This is a genomic window from Brevibacillus fluminis (assembly GCF_003710825.1).
Classification (GTDB): domain Bacteria; phylum Bacillota; class Bacilli; order Brevibacillales; family Brevibacillaceae; genus Brevibacillus_D; species Brevibacillus_D fluminis.
This window is the reverse complement of the sequence record NZ_RHHQ01000016.1, coordinates 1-18,622: the sequence shown is the minus strand read 5'-3', so window position 1 is coordinate 18,622 and position 18,622 is coordinate 1. Positions and strand designations below refer to the sequence as shown.

Annotated in this window: 10 protein-coding genes and 1 pseudogene; 3 read left to right on the top strand and 8 right to left on the bottom strand. The window is 42.2% G+C overall.

Translation table 11 applies throughout. The features are described 5' to 3' along the window. Positions 1–298: 298 nt before the first annotated feature. On the bottom strand, positions 299–1,714 hold the full coding sequence (locus EDM56_RS20005; protein WP_183192532.1) for a purine-cytosine permease family protein: 1,416 nt from the start codon (positions 1,712–1,714) through the stop codon (positions 299–301). Between the two features lie 40 nt (positions 1,715–1,754). Beyond that, the gene (locus EDM56_RS20000) at positions 1,755–3,068 is read right to left on the bottom strand and encodes an ArgE/DapE family deacylase (RefSeq protein WP_122919693.1); all 1,314 of its coding nucleotides are present in this window, start codon (positions 3,066–3,068) and stop codon (positions 1,755–1,757) included. A 1,685-nt stretch (positions 3,069–4,753) separates the two neighbouring features. On the opposite strand from EDM56_RS20000, the gene EDM56_RS19995 reads away from it, so the two are divergent. Continuing rightward, positions 4,754–6,013, top strand: a complete 1,260-nt coding sequence (locus EDM56_RS19995; protein WP_122919692.1) for a copper amine oxidase N-terminal domain-containing protein — start codon at positions 4,754–4,756, stop codon at positions 6,011–6,013. A gap of 880 nt (positions 6,014–6,893) precedes the next feature. On the opposite strand, the gene EDM56_RS19990 is transcribed toward EDM56_RS19995, so the two are convergent. The 6 genes from EDM56_RS19990 to EDM56_RS19955 all read right to left on the bottom strand — a co-directional run bounded on the left by EDM56_RS19990 (position 6,894) and on the right by EDM56_RS19955 (position 16,009). Further along, on the bottom strand, positions 6,894–8,018 hold the full coding sequence (locus EDM56_RS19990) for a TolC family protein (RefSeq protein ID WP_122919691.1): 1,125 nt from the start codon (positions 8,016–8,018) through the stop codon (positions 6,894–6,896). A 90-nt stretch (positions 8,019–8,108) separates the two neighbouring features. After that, positions 8,109–9,215: an aminopeptidase gene (locus EDM56_RS19985; RefSeq protein WP_122919690.1), complete on the bottom strand. Its 1,107-nt coding sequence runs from the start codon at positions 9,213–9,215 to the stop codon at positions 8,109–8,111. A 302-nt stretch (positions 9,216–9,517) separates the two neighbouring features. Next, complete coding sequence (locus EDM56_RS19980) at positions 9,518–11,146, bottom strand: ABC transporter substrate-binding protein (protein WP_122919689.1); 1,629 nt, start codon at positions 11,144–11,146, stop codon at positions 9,518–9,520. Between the two features lie 407 nt (positions 11,147–11,553). Beyond that, positions 11,554–12,564: a MerR family transcriptional regulator gene (locus tag EDM56_RS19975; RefSeq protein WP_183192531.1), complete on the bottom strand. Its 1,011-nt coding sequence runs from the start codon at positions 12,562–12,564 to the stop codon at positions 11,554–11,556. A 152-nt stretch (positions 12,565–12,716) separates the two neighbouring features. Then, positions 12,717–14,135 (bottom strand): serine hydrolase domain-containing protein, encoded by a 1,419-nt coding sequence (locus EDM56_RS19970; protein WP_122919687.1) that lies wholly within the window; start codon positions 14,133–14,135, stop codon positions 12,717–12,719. A 1,457-nt stretch (positions 14,136–15,592) separates the two neighbouring features. After that, positions 15,593–16,009: an alpha/beta hydrolase family protein gene (locus EDM56_RS19955; protein ID WP_221175996.1), complete on the bottom strand. Its 417-nt coding sequence runs from the start codon at positions 16,007–16,009 to the stop codon at positions 15,593–15,595. Positions 16,010–16,732: 723 nt separating this feature from the next. Between EDM56_RS19955 and EDM56_RS19950 the strand changes: the two genes are divergently transcribed. Both EDM56_RS19950 and EDM56_RS19940 read left to right on the top strand, forming a co-directional pair. After that, positions 16,733–16,948, top strand: coding sequence for a hypothetical protein (locus tag EDM56_RS19950; RefSeq protein WP_122919683.1), 216 nt, complete (start codon positions 16,733–16,735; stop codon positions 16,946–16,948). A 453-nt stretch (positions 16,949–17,401) separates the two neighbouring features. After that, positions 17,402–18,524: pseudogene (locus EDM56_RS19940) on the top strand (IS110 family RNA-guided transposase); the annotation flags it as partial. Between the last annotated feature and the right edge of the window lie 98 nt (positions 18,525–18,622).

The window sequence follows — 18,622 nt, the reverse complement described above, 5'->3', positions numbered from 1 at the left end:
TGTCGAACTACAAGAAACTACTCACTCCGTGCGCTCTGCTTTTATTCATTCTTCCCAGATCTCGACCAATGGACTGGCCAAGGATCGTGTCCTGGCTAAAGCTGTCCATCGCTTCATCCAGATTGTGCGGCGCTCGAACGATGCCGCGTTCTTTCATTTCGGGCTCAGTGAGCCAATTCACATTGTCGTTGGCTGGCTCTCCCGGATGAATGCACAGGTTCCCGGACGCATCCTCCTCAGCGAACAATAATTCGGGATACTGGTGCTGCGCAAATCGTAAATAAATGAAAAAAATGAATTAAGCACTCATTTTCGCAAGCATTTCCCTCTGCTTTTGAACCTGGCCATTAAGTTTTTGATGGAAGTAATAACCGAAACCAGTCAAGACAATACACACGATCGATTGGAAGTACTCAGGCGGTGTATATTGGTAGACCACAAATCCGATGATCGTCCAAGTGAGGGCTGGTATATTCCAACCATTTGAATAACGGTATATCCCATTCTCTTCAAACAACTGATCGACAAGCAAAACTCCTTTTTTCACGAATACATAATCCGTAATGACTACGGCCGCCAACGGTGCGTAAAAAATACCTGATACCGTCATCGTATCTTGCAATTTATTCAACATACTCGGAAAGATCGACAGGCCAACTCCAATTACAGAAACCAGCAAGGTTGCCCAAAAACGCCCCAGTTTCGGCACCATGTTCACGACTGAAAGTGAACTGGTGTAAATGTTCAGTACATTTATTGTCCAGTTGTCCAGAACAACAACTAGCAAGATCATAAAGAGTGCGAAGCCGCTGCTTGCAATCGTGGCGGCTCCCTCCAGCCCATTGGGAACCTTTCCCAGTGTTGCTGCAGCAGAGTATGCACCGACAAAGGCGGAAGTAAAGGTTCCGATGCATGCGGCAGCCATCGTTCCGATCCACATATCGACTCGTGTGCGTGAATATCGACAAAAGTCGGCAGCATCCGTGGTCATCGAGAGCCAAATGGCTGTCAAAGAGTTTAATGAGACGATGAAGACTCCCCACCCCCAACCAACGGTGCCTTCGTACCCGAATACTTTTGGGATCGCGTAATTTGGATCGTCATGTGTCATGAACATGTAACAGATAGCAATCAGCCCAATCAATTTGATTGGCAGGGCAATTCGAGACAAGAACTTCAACCAATTATACCCAAATGTCGCAACGACGATTTGGAATATCGCAAAAATCAGACTTACGGCAACAATGCTTACCTCCGCTTGGAAAAGCTTGTTAATCACAACAGCAATAGCCGCGGCACCAACAATGGTTTGGATCGAAAACCAGTATATTCCAGTCGCGGCCCGGAATAGCGATACTGTATATTTAGACCCTCTCACTCCGTAAACCATCCGTGTAGCTACTGCACCAGAGACTCCATAATCGACACCAATAGTCGCCATGATTAAGTATGCAACAAAAGCGACTGCAATCCCCAAAACTACAGATGCAATAGCCGCCCAAAACGATAACCCGGAAGCTACTGCCATTCCCCCGATTAAGATCATACCTGGGTTCATTAAGAAATTGATTACCATAAAAAAGATATCGTACCATCTCACTGTTCTTTCTGCTTCAGGAACTTGCTCAATTCCGTATTGTTCTATGTTTTTGGGCTGTTTATATTTTTGGGATAAGTCCTCGATATCGTGAGATTTCCTTTCATTTCGATCCATGTCTCGCATCGCTCCCCAATGTGATTTCATGCTACGCCTGTCAAGCTTGGTCCTCGTCCAAAATCCCATTCCATCTTAGCACTGTCATAATCAGCACTTTAATGACCTCAAACAGAGAATCAAGTTCGACATATTCGTCAGGTCCGTGCAGTTGTGCTCCCTTTGGTCCGTAAATTACGCCCGGAATATTCATGCCTACATACCAGGCAACATCACAAACAGCAACAAACCCTTGGTACGATGGTGAAATTCCAAATATTCCCTGACTCTTCGCAATCGATCGGACAATCTCGTGATCAATAGGGGTGTTGACGGGCGGAAAATTGACTCCTCTTAATCCCCACTCCACCTGCGGCGGATTTTCCCTTAACCAGCTATCGGTAAAAGCCAAGGAGCTGATGGCATCCTCAAACTCTTTTTTGATCTCTTCTGAGTTTTCGTAAGGCAAGTACTTGATGTCATATTCAATAACACAGTGATCAGGGATGATTGCGGGATTCGTAATGATTTCAGGAATCCCATTCTTCATTCCGGCACCAGCAAGCATCACACCGGGATTGATTACATTTGCTCCCGGTGGCAATAGCGGGTGGCGTCTGTTTAGCCCCCAATCCTTTTCTAATTCTGCTGTTGCTTGAATGATTTTCATTGCTTTCTCAATTACATTGACACCCGTTCTCTCGTAACCTGGATAGATGTGGCTATATCGCCAAGCAGAATGCGCTGAGTTACCTTTTATTGTTACCCTTGCCCAGTGAAGCCCCCCCTCTACGGGGTTAATTATCCCATTGGTTGGTTCCGTAACAATTACACCCGAACCTTTGTAGCCACGCTCGAGTACTGCACGTGTACCTGCTCCGCCACTTTCCTCATCAATTACGATATGAAGATCGAGATCGGAATCCAACTCGATGCCGAAGTCTCGTATAAATTTGGCCACTATTATATTGCTGGTAACTCCAGCCTTCATATCCATAGAGCCTCTTCCGTATAGTTTGCCGTCCTGTATCACTCCACCCCACGGATCGAAAGACCATCTGTTCAAAGCACCTGCCGGCACAACGTCCACATGACCATTTAAGATTAGCGTGTTATCCCTCGATTTGCCTTTTACCGTCGCTACTACATTGGGTTGACCTTCGTAGACATCCCATTTGTCCACATCCAAGCCCATTGATAGCAGATAATCTTCTAGAAAGTCTTGAAGCTTGTCATTCTCACTCTCGCTTGGATTGTCGATGAACTGTGGGTTGACGCTTTTATAGCGAATCATCTCCTGAAGCAGTTCTACGATATGTTGTTGATTCCGATTGACCCAATTTTCAACTATCACTTTCCAGTCTTTACGTTCCATCTCATCAATTCCCTTCCATTCAGTATTTGTTGTATTTCCGCCAACAAATTAACAGAAAAACGAGTCACTGATCCAAATGATTCACCAGGTTTGTCAGCACAGGCCTAGCATCCTGGAAGCTAAGGCAAACAATCAGCGCAACGATGGTGATAAGAATCGCACGGGCATAAGACGTTTGGTATTTCGGATGCGCTATTTCATCTGATTACGGCAGTTTTCGGTTACATGTTGGTTTGGCTCTGCCAGATACGGAAATGCATGGGCGCCGATTGCCTTGATGTTTCGTAAATCCAGAGTCACTTGTTTCTCCTCCTTTATCGAGATATGCATACCTACCATAGCAATAATGATACCAACCATGAAAACGCTTTATATCAAGGACTTTCTCTCGAAAAAATGGAAAAATTTTCACCTAAGCAAAATAATTTTCGAAAAATATTTTTCTGAACATTCCGAAATAACTTGAATTTATATACTCATTTACATTAAAACAAAGGAACCGGGCTGAATTATCCCGTAGTACTGAATTTGATCTTCTTACTAACGAAAAATATTTTTCGTCATTGGATGGCTACTTGCTTGATACCCCTTTTCGACAGACTTTATCCAGCATCTGCAGTACGAATCGGCAACCACTAAAAATTTTTATTCTGGAATTCCGGTTTGCTAATATAAAAAACCAACGATCCTGACTGCACCTCTACTTGTTAGATGTGTTTAACAAATGGGGTGCACATCCATATCAAGAATGGATCGTAGGTTTTTGGTGAAAACAAATTAAGTTTCTACAAAATTAAAACATAAATAGGCTTATCCAGCCCTCGGTTAATAGGAACACGTACCTCACCACTTACTTTTAAAGTGATAGCCGATTTGTCATTAGTAACGATCGGCCACACCGCTAAGACAATCTTAGAGTATAGTGAATTATTCTGCCTGCTATGTATCAAAAAGACTCTCCCTCCATCGCAAATAATTCCAAAATTTAGCACAACCTAATTTCTAATAAACAGAAAAACTCACCAATTCTCGCGGTCAAACCCTTTATTTCCTCACTCTAAAACTATATTTTCATCAGACACCATGTCCCGTTCGTAGCTACATGTCCTGTTGTTCAGTGATAATTAAGTATTAGACCGGCACTCCTTATCTATCTAGGAATCCCGGTCATTTTAAACACTTAGACAATCTTATATCAAAAAACAGAAAATCCACCAATATTATCCCTTTATAGAAAGCAAAAAAACTTGATCCTTATAAATGGACCAAGCCCCTCATTTGTTTTCAACTCGGATCATATTACATGAACTCAAGGTTATTCTCTAACGACGGGAGGAAGGGGAAACTGATCCAAACTTCAGAGACCCCTACAACAATGATCCGAAATCATCCCGGTTAAGTATGATCTATGCCGATGATATCTTTGAAAATACGCCACCCGGCATCCCGATTTTTCATAGATTATCGTATCACATTCAAAACATGGTTTTTGAAAAGAAGTAACTTGCTTGTTGATTAAACCGCGTGAATCGCGTATGCGTAGGAATTTCTTCATGTGCTATCTTCCGTTTCCCTGCAACCATGTGATCAGGTAAATAAGGACGTGATTATAGTAAAATATAATCGCTGCGTAAAATTCAGATGATCGGCATGCAAGCATAGAGGAAGATTTGAGGAAATAATAGATGAAGAACATACCACGAACCTTTTTGTTGACGGTGCTGCTAGGAACAGCTTACTTCTTACCGGCTCTTGCCGCGCCACAGGTCCATGTTACCGTGAATGGCCAATCTGTGTCCTTTCCCGATGAATCACCGTATGTAGATGTCCAAACGAACCGCACGATGGTTCCAGCAAGGTTCGTAGCAGAGAAGCTTGGTCTTAAAGTCCAATGGAATGGGCAGACAAAACAAGTAACCTTTACGAAAAAAGAAAAAACCATAATTCTTACCATTGGTCAAAATCGCGCACTCGTAAACGGGGAGCAGATAACCTTTGATGCTCAAGCAGTAATCGAGAATAAGCGCACGATGGTTCCCATTCGCTTCATCAGTGAAGCATTTGACGCACAAATTGATTGGATTGCCGATCATGCTCTGGTTGTCGTGACGACTCCAGAGTATTTGAAAGTGGTACAAAAAGGCACATGGATTTGGGACGCCACAATTATCAAAACGGATCAAGAGAAAATTTTCAAGTTTGCCCGTGATAACGACTTGACTACGATATACCTTCAGATCGATAAGGGCGTACCTGAAACGGTTTATCAAAATTTTGTTCGCAGTGCGACGGAAAAACAAATCAAGGTGGAAGCACTTGCCGGCCGCCCCCAATGGGCTTTAACAAACAATCAGAACCAAATAAAAGACTTTCTTTCATGGGTAAAAGCATACAATGCAGCTGTTGAATCAGAAGAACGCTTCGCAGGACTTCACTTTGATATCGAGCCGTATATTTTAGCTGAATGGAAGACGAATCAGAAGCTGGTCATTGAAAATTGGATGGAAAATATGCGATTTATCGAGAAGGAAACAAAAGGGAGCGGCTTGAAAATTACGTTGGATGTTCCTTTTTGGCTTCATCTCGTCAAGCTCCCCAACTCCAATTACAGCATGAGTGCATGGTTAATGGAGAAGGCAGATTCGGTTGTCATTATGGATTATCGTAATACCGCTCTAGGGAATGATGGAATTGTTGCAAATGCACATACACTGCTAAGGGAAGCAAGCACGCTTAAAAGGCAAGCGATCGTTGCGGTGGAGACCGCCCCCAGTTCGGAGGGTGCCTTTACGACGTTTTATTCATTGAACGTAGGTGCTATGAAAACAGAATTGCAAGTAGCGAAGGAAAAGCTATCCCACTATTCTAGTTATGCAGGGTTTGCGATACATGACTATAAGAGCTGGACTGAGTTAGATGCAAAATCGAAAACGAAAGCACCCTAAAAAGGTGCTTTCGTTTTGTTTCATCCGCTTCCCTTCCGAACATACAGACGGAGGGGCTAAGCTGCTTTACAGTTTTTTGTTTGCAGGATTTACACGAAAGACGCCCTTGATCTTGTTGTACGTTACAACAGGTATAGAGCTCCAACGCGTAGCGGAATCAGTCAGCTACTTTCCGCATCTTGGAAAACCTCTGGAATATCCGAATAGACTGTCATACGCCAAAGAAAAGATTCAGTTTGATTAGTTAATATACTTAAAGTTTTCAAAGACACTTTTGTGGGAATGAAAGTCGTAAAGTTATTCCTTATGTCATTGTTATTGTCTAAGTAAATGTTTTCCTTTTTATATACCTTCATTGCTGAATCGTATCCATTCTTTTCACATACCCTTAAAAATATAACTATCTTCCTCTTTAAAAAAGGGTGAGGACTTATTTTCGCCCTCACCCGCTGTATAAAAATTCACTATGATGTATATCGCTATTTTTCTCACAGAAATGAAACAATTTTCTTATCCAAAATGCAATTTTTCTCACCTAAGATGAAAAATCACACTAGCCTCAAATTGGGTTCGTGTACCTTTGGTCGAGCGTTTGCCTCCAGCTTCCTTCAGATTCCACCTAACGATGGACACCCTTACTCTTGGCTAACGGTAGGCGCTCGCCAGCCCCCGTTCGGAACTTTCACCCTAAAGATGGACGCCCATGCTGGGCGCACTAGAAAGTAGACCAGTCCCGATTTCGGAACTGGTCTTTTCCTTACTATCAAAAACTTGTTTTCCGGTTTTGTCCAACCTCATTTTAAAACCAACAACAAATAGGCAAAGAGGATGTGAGTATAAATGTTTTAATGAAAATATAATAGCAAAAACGGTATTGGATTCATTGGAAATTCGCTCTGATATGATTGAAGTCATTCTTTGCTGCTAGGTAATGATTCTCCATGTTGGCTAACTCCTGCTCCAACTGCAGTACTTCAAAGATGCTTATCGTTCCCTGCTTAAATTGTGATATCCTCTTGTTATAGTTATCGTTTGCGAGCTTGACTGCATGTTTACATGTTTGCATTACCTTATACCCGTCGCGATATTTTTGATACATTGTGTATACAGCATATACATCCGCTTTTTTTGACTTCTCCAGCTCTATTTTTGCTTTTTCCAAATTGTTTGTTGCGATTTTTCCATAAATAGTAGATAATGCAGAATATTTGTTGATCAAATCGACACGTAACTGTGCGATCTGTATATCTCCTTTTTTTTGAGCGACAACATATGAATCTGTTTTTAATGAAGCAATCGCATCTTCAAACGTAATGGGAGGATCTTCAGTTGCCTCTTCATCTTCAGTCGGGAACAGCCATTCTTTCTGTGCATCTACTCCCAATATTTCATTTTGCTGGATTCTCGTCTCTTCCCACTTACTTTGAGCCACAAACCATTCAACTTTTGCGATAGCAGCAGTTGATTCTACTTGCCTCACATCTTCCTTATTCGCATTTACACATTTGCTGCTTTTTGCGCATCCATTTGCAATCTGAACCAACTCATCCACTCTTTGGTAACGATGCCTTTTCCATTCTTGTTCGTAATGTGCATTTAATAAATCGTAGTATGAGAGTATGGCCTTACCCCTTAAAATTCCCTCTACAGATTCTTTATAAAGGTTACTTATCCGAGCATTCATTTCACTTTGAGCTTCTGTAATGTATTTATATTGGGCAAGTTCCAACGAATCAATCGAATCAGCCCGAATGCCCCGCAACTGCATTTTTACTATTCGTAAATTTAAATTGTCATTTTCGGCATCTATGTGTGCTTTTGCCATTTCAGTATCAGCTGCCTTCACCAGTTTTATAGCTTTTTCGATCGTTAATATTTCTGTATTTTCTGTTATTTTTAGTTGTTGAGTTGTTTCTGCAGCTATACTTGGTAAAGCCCAAGAGAAACTGAAAGACACTAGAGAAATAAATGAAACAATCAAAGAACACTTTACTCTGAATGTCATTATTCTATCGCCTCGTCATGTTTGATAGAGGCAAGGCTGTCTATTTTACTCAACCTTGCCATACTTTGCTTTGAAAAAATACCATTTCGACTATAGTAGGTTTTCAGGGTTAAGTTGTTCCAATTCTTGAATAACGAAGCGCCCATCCTTGCGAATCAGTCGATCATCGAACCAGATCTCACCTCCGCCATACTCCGACCGCTGAATCATCACGATATCCCAATGAATGGCGGACTCATTTCCATTTGAAGCGTTGTCATAACAACGACCAGGTGTAAAATGGAAACTTCCGTCGATTTTCTCGTCGAATAGAATATCCTTCATCGGTTCCCGAATCACAGGATGCACTCCAATTGCAAACTCTCCAACGTATCGAGCACCATCATCTGTATCAAAAATTTTGTTAATCCGTTCGGTATCGTTGGCTGTTGCATTCACGATCTTCCCATCTTTAAACTCCAAACGAACATTTTCAAACGTAAATCCTTGGTAGGGAGACGGTGTATTGTATGTTATAACACCATTCACAGAATCACGAACCGGGGCAGTAAACACTTCTCCGTCCGGGATATTAAATTCACCAGCACACGAAATAGCCGGTATCCCTTTGATCGAAAAAGTAAGTTCAGTTCCTGGCCCCGTAATTCTCACACGGTCCGTCCTATCCATTAACTCTTTTAGTGATACCATCGCTTTTGACATTTTGTCGTAATCCATTGTGCAAACATCGAAATAGAAATTTTCAAACGCTTCTGTACTCATAGCAGCTAACTGAGCTACAGAAGGATTGGGGTAACGGAGATAAACCCACTTTGTTTTAAGTCGTACCATACTCACAGCCTTGTAAAGAGAGGAAAACATTTTCATCTTATCAATGGGAACGTCTGACAGTTCATTGATATTATACCCGCCGTCTACAATAATGCATGCTTGCATTTTTTCCATCCGAGATTTCTCAATAACAGCCCATGTTCTAAAAGATTCTTCCGTTCCTTCCAGCAATAGTTGACGCTTTATCGAAGTTTCATGCAGACTGACGAATGCATGTCCTCCTGCCTTGTGGACTGCTTTAACAAGCTCTTTAACCAAAGGCTGATCGATATCAATAGCTTCGATTAATACATTATCCCCTTTTTGGATATTTGTGGAATAGTTTACGAGTACTTTAGCCAATTTTGTAAGTCTTGGGTCTAGCATTTATTAACACCTCTTCTAAATTGTTTTTTCTTCCGCTTTCAATTCTGGAATTGTCGTATTACATATATCCATGCAGCTTAACAACTTTACGCCTGAATCATCACATCCAACATCCCTCCCCTGAGGGTAAACTCAAGAAGAATTTAAAGGAATTCGTTGCTTAGGAGTTACCGCATTGAGGATATCTCATAAAGAAAAAGCACAATTCACCTGAAATTCCAAGAAAATAGGCTCTCTTCAATTCACATTCACACCTTGTAAATAAATATAATCGTAGATCTCGGGACTGCCGCTGACTCGTTTTATTTTTGAACCCAACTATCGTTGAACATGGGCACATAAGACGTCCATGTAACCCCTTTTACTCGTGAATTCACGACCGTAAACAGCTTGTCATTATATATAGGAATTAGGTAGGCTTGCTCCATCATTCGTTTTTGTGCCTCTTCGTATGCCATTTTCCTGACTTCCATATCAAAGGCTGTTTGGCCTTTTTCCAATAAAGCATCCACGATTTCATCCTTTACGCTGGCATAGTTATAGGCACCAATCTGATTGGAATGAAAAGACATGTACATAATACTCGGATCTTCAAATGTAGCTGTTCCAAAAGTCAAATCAAAGTTACCTTTTACAGCTTCATTTATATAGGTTCCTGCTTCTAGATTTTGAATGTTGCTTTTGATACCTACCTCTCCTAGCATTGCTTGAACCAATTGAGCCTCTTTGTCATAAGTGGGGGTACTCAAAAATGCCAGCGTCAGTGTTTTTCCATCCTTTTCTCGTAAGCCACTCCCATTTACTTTCCATCCGGCAGCATCCAGAAGCTTTTTCGCTTCATCCACATCATACTGATACCCATATGTTCCCAATGACTTGTCATACCCTAACATACCAGGGCCTATTATTGTTTGAGCAACCTTTCCTTCTCCCATCAAAGCAGCTTGGATAATCGCTTCTTTATTGATCAACATATTAAATGCTTTTCGAACTTGAACATCCTGGAACTCTGGTTTTGACAAGTTCATCCTCAACGTGAATGATAAACCGGGTCGATAGCGTTCTAGAACCTGATATTTCGGATTATTGCGATATTTTTTGATGTTTCTAGCAGGTACATACATTGCTACATCAATCGAACCGTTATCCAAAGCGGACATCATGACACTGCTGTCTGAGATCGTCTTGACTACCAGCTTGTCGAGTTTTGGAGGACCCTGGTTTTTGTAGAAAGGCTCAGCCCAGTGAAACGCCTCATTTCGAACTAATGTAACCCCCTCCCCTGGCTTCCAACTTTCAAATTTCCAGGGACCTACTCCCACTGGGTTACGCCCATAATCATCACCATATTTTTCAATAGCCTTCATTGACAGCGGTTGCGAAGAACCCGTACTGAGAAAATCCAAAATAGAAGCACTGGGCTCGTTTAATTCCAGAATAAGGGTATCATTATCCGGCGCTTTGACGCTTTTCACTGGTTCCAAAAAGGTACGTACCTGTTTGGCATTGGTTCTCGGATTTAATATTCGATCATAAGTATCCTTGAAACTTTTGGCGGTTAATGGTGTTCCATCCTGAAATGACACCCCCTTACGAATCGTAAATGTCATCGTTTTGCCATCCTCAGAAATGGTGTAATGGTTGGCTAGATACGGTTTGAATTCTTTTGTAACAGGGTCCTTATACAGCAGGGATCCTCCCATTTGCCACGTAACAAGTTGATCAGTCCCAACTGACTTATGAGGATCCAATGTGTCAGGGTCGATAAAACTTGCCACAGTAATGGTTCCACCCGACTGTGGTTTGACGCTATCCGTTTGTTGATCTGGCACAGGCGTACCTGATTGCGAACTGCAGCCACCCACTAGCGACAAACATATCATGATTAGTAAAACAGAAATAATACCACGTTTTCCCCTCACGGTTTTCATATTTTTTGCAATCCCCCTTTGTATTCGTCATCTTAAAAAAATCTAATTCCCATGATTTTTTAGAAAAATTCCACTTCCTTCGATAGCGGGAATCCATTTAGCAAGCGCTTTCAGGAGCTGGCATTTTTTATAAATAAACCTCTTTCTTTCCTCGGAGCTAGGAGAGATTGACTCCCAGATCATGGACATTATTGAATCAACAGGTATTTTACGAAAATTTCAGAAAATAAAAACGGAGTCTCTAACAATCATTTGGAATAGGTAGAATGACCCCCAGTCCGTATCGGAATCCCTAGATGCTCATGGCGCTTTCAGCGATGAAAGTAGCTGAAGGAACAATCAGATGCTGATTTCTCTTCACATGAATACTCTTGACGGTTTGCCTCAATAGAAGCCTGGCGAAACTCCTACTCCATTTGCGCAAGCTTCCATTGTATTCCTTTCATAAATAAAGCATTAACTTGTGTTGCCCATTTCAGACGAGGATTTAGGGTAATACACTGAAGCAAAAAACAATTCATTTTATTTGTATCAAGTGAGAGCACTTTTTCGGCAAATTTCCGGAAATAATCAAGCGTATAAGGGACATTCTCTCCTTTTGCAAAATTGGTGACGTAATCGTGAATAATCGACTGGACAACCTCGCTGTCGTACGTCGCTTTTTGCTGTAAGGCATCAAATAATCGACTGTAGATTTCCTGCTCATATTGATCCCAAGTTGGAATATCCATTCTTCCCGACAGAATCATGTTCAAGTAGGGTGTCGCGCTGAGTTTTGCTGCTGCAATAAATTCAGGGTCATCTAGCATCTTCTCAATTTCATTCAAAGCGGAAATTTGTACGGCCGACAATTTACCTTCTTCATAAAAAATGCTTTTCGTCATTTTCAGTAATGCTTCTCTCCACTCATACGGAACCTCATCAGGAAACATCGAATCTTTCATTTTTTCCAATATAAATTGTTTTCGTTCCGCTGAACTGAGAGCAATTGACTCTACTAGATCGTGCATATAACGCAGCGAGTCTTCCCCGTAGTCGCTTTGAGTTGTCTGTTGCAAAATCTCTTTAATATTGGTAAGTGTACGAATTTGGGCATTCAAAACCTCAATTTGCCAATTAATTACCTTGGTAACCGATCTTTCTCCAGAAATCAGATTCCGAATCTCGTACATGCCAAAGCCGAGGTATCGAAGAGTGAGAATCAGCTTCAACCTCCAAATTTCCTCAGTCGTGTACAGACGATACTTCCCAGACGTAACCTCTGCAGGTTTAAGCAGACCAATTTCGTCGTAATAGCGAACCGTTCGGACATTTGAGTTGGTCAATTTGGCCACTTCGCCAATTGTATACTTTCTGACATAGGTGGAACGTTCGCATTTACCTCGTTGATTGGTATCGTTTCGGCTATCTGTTTGCAAGCTAACACCTCCCGTCTTTATCATAAACTCTCCAGTGATTGGAGACTCAATGGATTTTTTTTACAAAACAATGGTATACCTTCCCTAGCAGGAACAAAATCAGGCCGGGGAAGGTTAAGGCGCTGCTATATGATTTCGCTATAGGTGGCGTGTCATACTACTTTCTCTTTCACCAGTTGTATCAACCCGCCCATGTTCATACGAGTCACGTTTCCTTGCGGGTCTCGGGTAAATCGCAGCACGTTACTGTTGCCATTTACGTTTAGGGCAAAGCCATCCTTTTCAACCGCTCGCAACGGTAATTTCGCTTTGCTCATGGTCAACACCAATTTTCCTTCTTCCACTTCTACTGACATCCCAATCCCGGCATGGGTCTTATACTTGCCTACATACTCAGGCAAATGATCTACACGTATATCATAGTCAGGATAGGTGTATGGCGGGGTATCCACAGGCAGCGACTGTAAACTGCAAACCACCCCAGACAGCATAGCCCCTATAGGGGCGCTCAGCGTATTGTTTAGAATCATAGCTGTAATCCCGGTTTCTTTCGTAATGAACATTTGCGCCGCGACCCCCTTGATGCCTCCTGTATGCTCGATTAAACGAATACCGTGATAGTTTGGATGAATGATCAGACCATAGCCATAGTACTGATTTGTGTTGAGCTTTACATGTGGTGAAATCATTTGTTCCACGCTTTTTGCTGATAGAATTCGTTCCTTGCCGACCAGACCGTCGGTGCGGAAAATCTCGGTATATTTCAACATATCACGGACTGATGCTTTGAGAAATCCTGCGGCACGCATAGCAGGAGCGTCCCACCAGATTGGGGCAGCGTACACTTCGTGGGCTCCGTCTGTGACTCTGTTGGCGTAACAAGTTGCAAGATCAGCATAATCCCCTAGTTCCTCCACGAGAAATACACTATGCTTCATTCCCGCAGGTTCCAGGATATGCTTCTTCACATACAGCTCGTATGGCTGCCCGCTTACCCTTTCAATGACCAAACCTAACAGCCCGTAAGCATCATTGTTATAGGAAAGCTCCGTACCCGGAGGCCCAAGCAATTCAAAGTCGACCGAAGCGATATAATCCAGTAGGTCTGCATACGTATCAATCGACTCATGACTGTGAATATCGTATTCAACCTCGCTAGCAGCTGGATCATCCAGCATGGTCCGCTTCATTGCATATCCCAAAGAAGGTAGCGCTGGCACTCCTGATGAGTGAGTCATAAAATGATGAATGGTAATGTTCTCGACGCTGTTGCCACCTTTTAGCCGAAATTCTGGTAGATACTTTACTATCGGGTCATGTACAGACAGCTTGCCTGCATCCTGCAACTGCATAATGGCTACGCAGGTAAAAGACTTCGTGATGGAACCGATGCCAAAAACCGTATCCGGAGTGATGCCTGCTTTCGTCTCCACATCCCTGTAGCCAAACCCCTGATGATATAATAGCTCACCTTCTTTGGCCAAGCCGACAGAGGTACCTGGAACCTTGGCTGCCTCCGTTATTTTTTTCATGTACTCTTCAAAAGACTTTGTCCATTCTGGCTTAGTCATATCAATACCTCTCCTGTCATGGTTTTATAGATATGTCTTTTGCATGTAAGACCAAAAATGCGAGAATAAATGGTGACTAACTGGTCACTTTTAACAAAACGTAAGTATGACTCTTGAGAATGAAAGACCACTCAAATCCATTTTGACAATTTCATTTCTTTCATCTCTGATTAAGCGCACAGCGCTCGTCCAGCCACTCGTAAAAAAAGTCCTCGCCAATCGGTTTCAAGCGCAACGGATTATTATGCATAAGCATTTGAAGCTGCCCCTCTTGTAAACGGATTGGAATGGACAGGGACTTAGCTATTTCTTGATACTCCCCGATAAATTGCGGCAGCCTCTCTACCGGTATGTGATAGTCCTTGTACTTGACATGAGAAGCTTCAGGCGACCGGTTCTCCAGGCAATTAAACGCTGCATTCATAATCAGACTGGACACAGGAATCAATCCATTGGAAAGGAACAATACCTGTCAATCCTTTTTCTGTAAGAATGTGCATTGCGGTTTTCCACATCCCAGTAGCCAAAGCCCTTTCCATAGAAATGCTGACCGTCCTTGGCCTAAACCAACAGCTACACCTGGGATTTGATTTTCTTTCATGACTTTTTGTACTCTGCTTTTTTGTAACCGTTTCCAAATGATTGGCTGATTCCTATCCATTTTTCTGAAAGAGTGCCAATCCACCACCTCCTCCCTGTCATGATATACTCTCCAGTGATTGGAGACTCAATGGAATTTTTTAAAAAAAGATACATAAAAAACTCCCGGATATGAATTTTCCACTCATATCCGGGAAGGTGACGGTAAAACCAGTATTAGAATAATAAGGGACAGTTGTGTATCTATGATCATTAAAATAAGCCTACTTTTTATTGGCGAGTTAACTTTTAATGAATACAGGTGAGCATGGCAATCATAATTCGCGATTTAAAGGGTTAGGTGCATTTTCTCCTCTATCTAGAAGCCAACCTATTTCTTAGCTTTCTTGATGATTGTTACAAAAAGACCACTGCTAATCGCCGGCTTTCCAGTTTAAAAAGCTTGTTTCGGTACCTAACCGATAAGGCTGAAAATTCGGATCGCTCCCCCCTCCTTCAACGGAATGTTATGGCCAAGCTGGATCTTCATAAAATTGATGAAACCATGAAATCTAAGGCGGAGAAAATAGCTGGGAAAATCCTGCGCGTAAATCGACTCCTTCAAATATTTCATTCGCCAACTTGGCGCAGCTCAGATCAGCATTGCGCAGTTTGATTTAGGGCACAATGAAGCGGTTTATTACTTTATTATTTAGTTTAGATTCATGGATGCTTCATTCTGACGTATAGTCTAAAACTAATTTTCAATTACATGGTGATTTAGAAGACCTGAACCCCTTTTAGCATAAGGGGTTCAGGTCTAAAACTTTATTATCACTGAACACCGGTTAATCTCTTCTCAGACCGCGCGTTTTCGTTCAATCCTGATCATTTTGCTCCCCGCCCTCCCTCAGATAGTGGTTCATCCACTGCAGTATCTCTGCCATGCGTCGCTGACGGTGGGCCGGCTTGCCCGAGCGGGACAGCTCGTGGTTCTCACCGTGGAAGACGCACATGCGGGCCTCGACTCCATGAAGGCGCAGCGCGGTGTACATCTGGTAGCCCTCCGGAATCCAGCAACGATAATCCTCGTCTGAGTGGATGAACAGCGTGGGGGTCTTCACCTTGTCCGCATATCTCAGTGGGGAGTGCTCCCACAGCTTATAGGGATTTTTCCACGCGTCCGCCTGCATCTGATCCGTGCCGAAGTAGTAGCCGATATCGCTGATGTAAGTGAAGCTGAACCACTTGGAGATGGAGCGCTCGGGAGCATCTACAACAAATTTATTGAACACCGGATTACAAATGAAAAAACCTACGTTCCCTTATCAGGGTTATTACTCGTAGGTTTTTTGGTATCAAATGTTGGTTACTACAAAATATTGTATATAGGCGTAAGTTCATAATAATCCGATCATCCCAAATCGAGATAAGACCGTTAATACTATATAGACTGTTGAAAATAACCTATCAATTCATACAATGAATTTACGCCGTGAACAACTAATTCTTTCCATCCATAATCGCTTATATTGTATGTTATGCAGCCATAACACTTTAATTTTTAAAAGAAGATTGAGCCAAATAGGTATTATTATTTTGAAAAAAGGTTTACCAATCATTTCAACATCCACGCTCTTCCTTACCTAAGCGGTTGTGTTCAGTGATAATAAAGTTGTAGACCGGAACCCCTTATGGTACAAGGAGTCCCGGTCTTCTTAGTCACCAGGTATTTGAAAATTAGTTTTAGATTATACGTCAGAATGAAGCTATCCGTGGATCTAAACTGAATAATAAAGTTGTAGACTGCATCACATCATTGAACTATCGAACCCGTTAGCGCAACATGCAGATGCCGTGTCTGTAAGGATAATAATGAGGAAAATATTTACAAAGTAGCGTTTGGTAGCCTATGATTTTAATATTCGCCCATTGGGGGAATTACACCGGATTCCGGCCTGCGACTATTAGGGCCGGCTACGCTGGCAATGAAATCAAGCTGAAGGAGATGATTAAAGGTGAAGAATAGATTCGAATTTACTGCAGTTGTCTTAATAGGCAATGGCGAGTTAACAGACGACTTTACCATCGATCTCGCCAAAATGGCTGACCGTTTGACCGAACAGCTGGAGATCGCCAAGAAAGCGCTGCAAACTATTGCGGAGAGCTCAGCGCAAGGTAACGAGGCAGCCAAGAGCATTGCCGCAGAAGCTCTAGGTGCGATTGTCGAGTAGGTGCTGGCTGCTTTTGTTGTCCAATGAAAATAAAGTTCTAGACTGGGATTATTGATGTGAAGCGATTTCTGAATCGTAAGAAAGGCAAGATTTGATAATTAAGTATTAGACTAATCTCAAATAAAAAGGCAGTGGCATCTTCGGACGTGAAAATAAAGTCCTAGACTACCGCTGCCTTTATTAAGCTATCGTACCCGTCGTATTATGAGGTCAGCCAGTTTTTACTGGTTGACCTCTTTCATTTAAGGGGGCTTACCATTACGGTAGCCGGGGTAGAACGGTCGTACCCGTGGGAGATCTCATCCCGTCGCTAAAACTGTTCACCCCCTACTTGTGGAAACCATGTTTAGGCTGGTTGGGACAAAAGGAGATCTCGTATCACTAGCGATGCTGTGGAACTGCAAGCAGTCATTAGGGGTTGCCGGCAATAAATCTTTGGAGAGGAAGAAATCTATGAATCCAGTCATTGGTCTGGATATTTCAAAGGGGCAAAGTCAAGGGCAAGTGTTTTTAGATAAAGGTCAACCTTACGGTAAGAGTTTCTCATTCCTTCATACCCAAGAAGGACTTCATTACCTTTTAAACTTGATCAACGATGTCACTAAACTATCAGGTCATTCACCCACTGTCATCTTAGAATCTACTGGGCATTACCAGGCTGCTGTTGTTCAGTTTCTGGAGGAACACTCTATAATCTTCATTGTCTGAATCCGCTGATCTCAAATCAAGCGAAAAAAGCTTCTTCTTTACGTAAGGTTAAGACTGATGCAGTAGATGCCTATCAGCTCTGCGAGCTGTATTACAAGGAGGAGTTTGAGGCTTATAAACAGAGAGGCGTACATTTCTTGAATCTTCGCCATCTCACGAGGCAGTTTGAATCCCTGACAGATATGTATGTTCAAGCAAAGTTGCAATTCCATGCGGTACTCGATCAGGTTTTCCCTGAATACAATGGCGTTTTTGGAGACCTATTTTCGAGAATCTCCTTACTCTTATTAAGGGAGTTCCCTACAGCTGAATCGATCCTGACTGTAGGAGAAAGCACAATCATGGATAGGGTAGCCTGTATTTGTACAAGTCGATCAGAGCGTTGGGCAAAGGAGAAAGCCGAGCTTATCATGGCTGCAGCAACACGTAATCCTTTTCAGAAGACAGCCTATCAAAGTCATTTAATCAGCCTTGAACTTTATATAAGCCTTCTTCTTCAGTATCAAGAGCATCTTTCCAGCTTACAGGACCAAATTGATGCTCTTGCCAAAGAAGTTGAAGAATATGAGATTATCCAATCGATTCCCGGTATCGGCAAAAAATCGCGGCAACGATTCTATCTGAAATCGGAGAAATCGATCGGTTTACTCACGCTAAGAAATTAGTGGCGTATGCAGGAGTAGATCCAAGTGTATACTCTTCAGGGAAATTCACAGCAACAGCCAATCGCATTACCAAACGAGGGTCCAAGCGACTTAGACACGCCTTGTACCTTGCGGTTCTATGTGGGCTAAGACGCTCCTGCAATAAAAAATTAAAGGAATTCTACGACAAGAAGCGTGAAGAAGGAAAACCGTACAGAGTGGCAGAGTCTGTAAAATATTCTGTGTAAACTCTCAACCTCCTAATTTACAATTAAATTAGAAAGGTTGGGATTTTTTATGAGTCTCATGTCGAAAGAGCAAT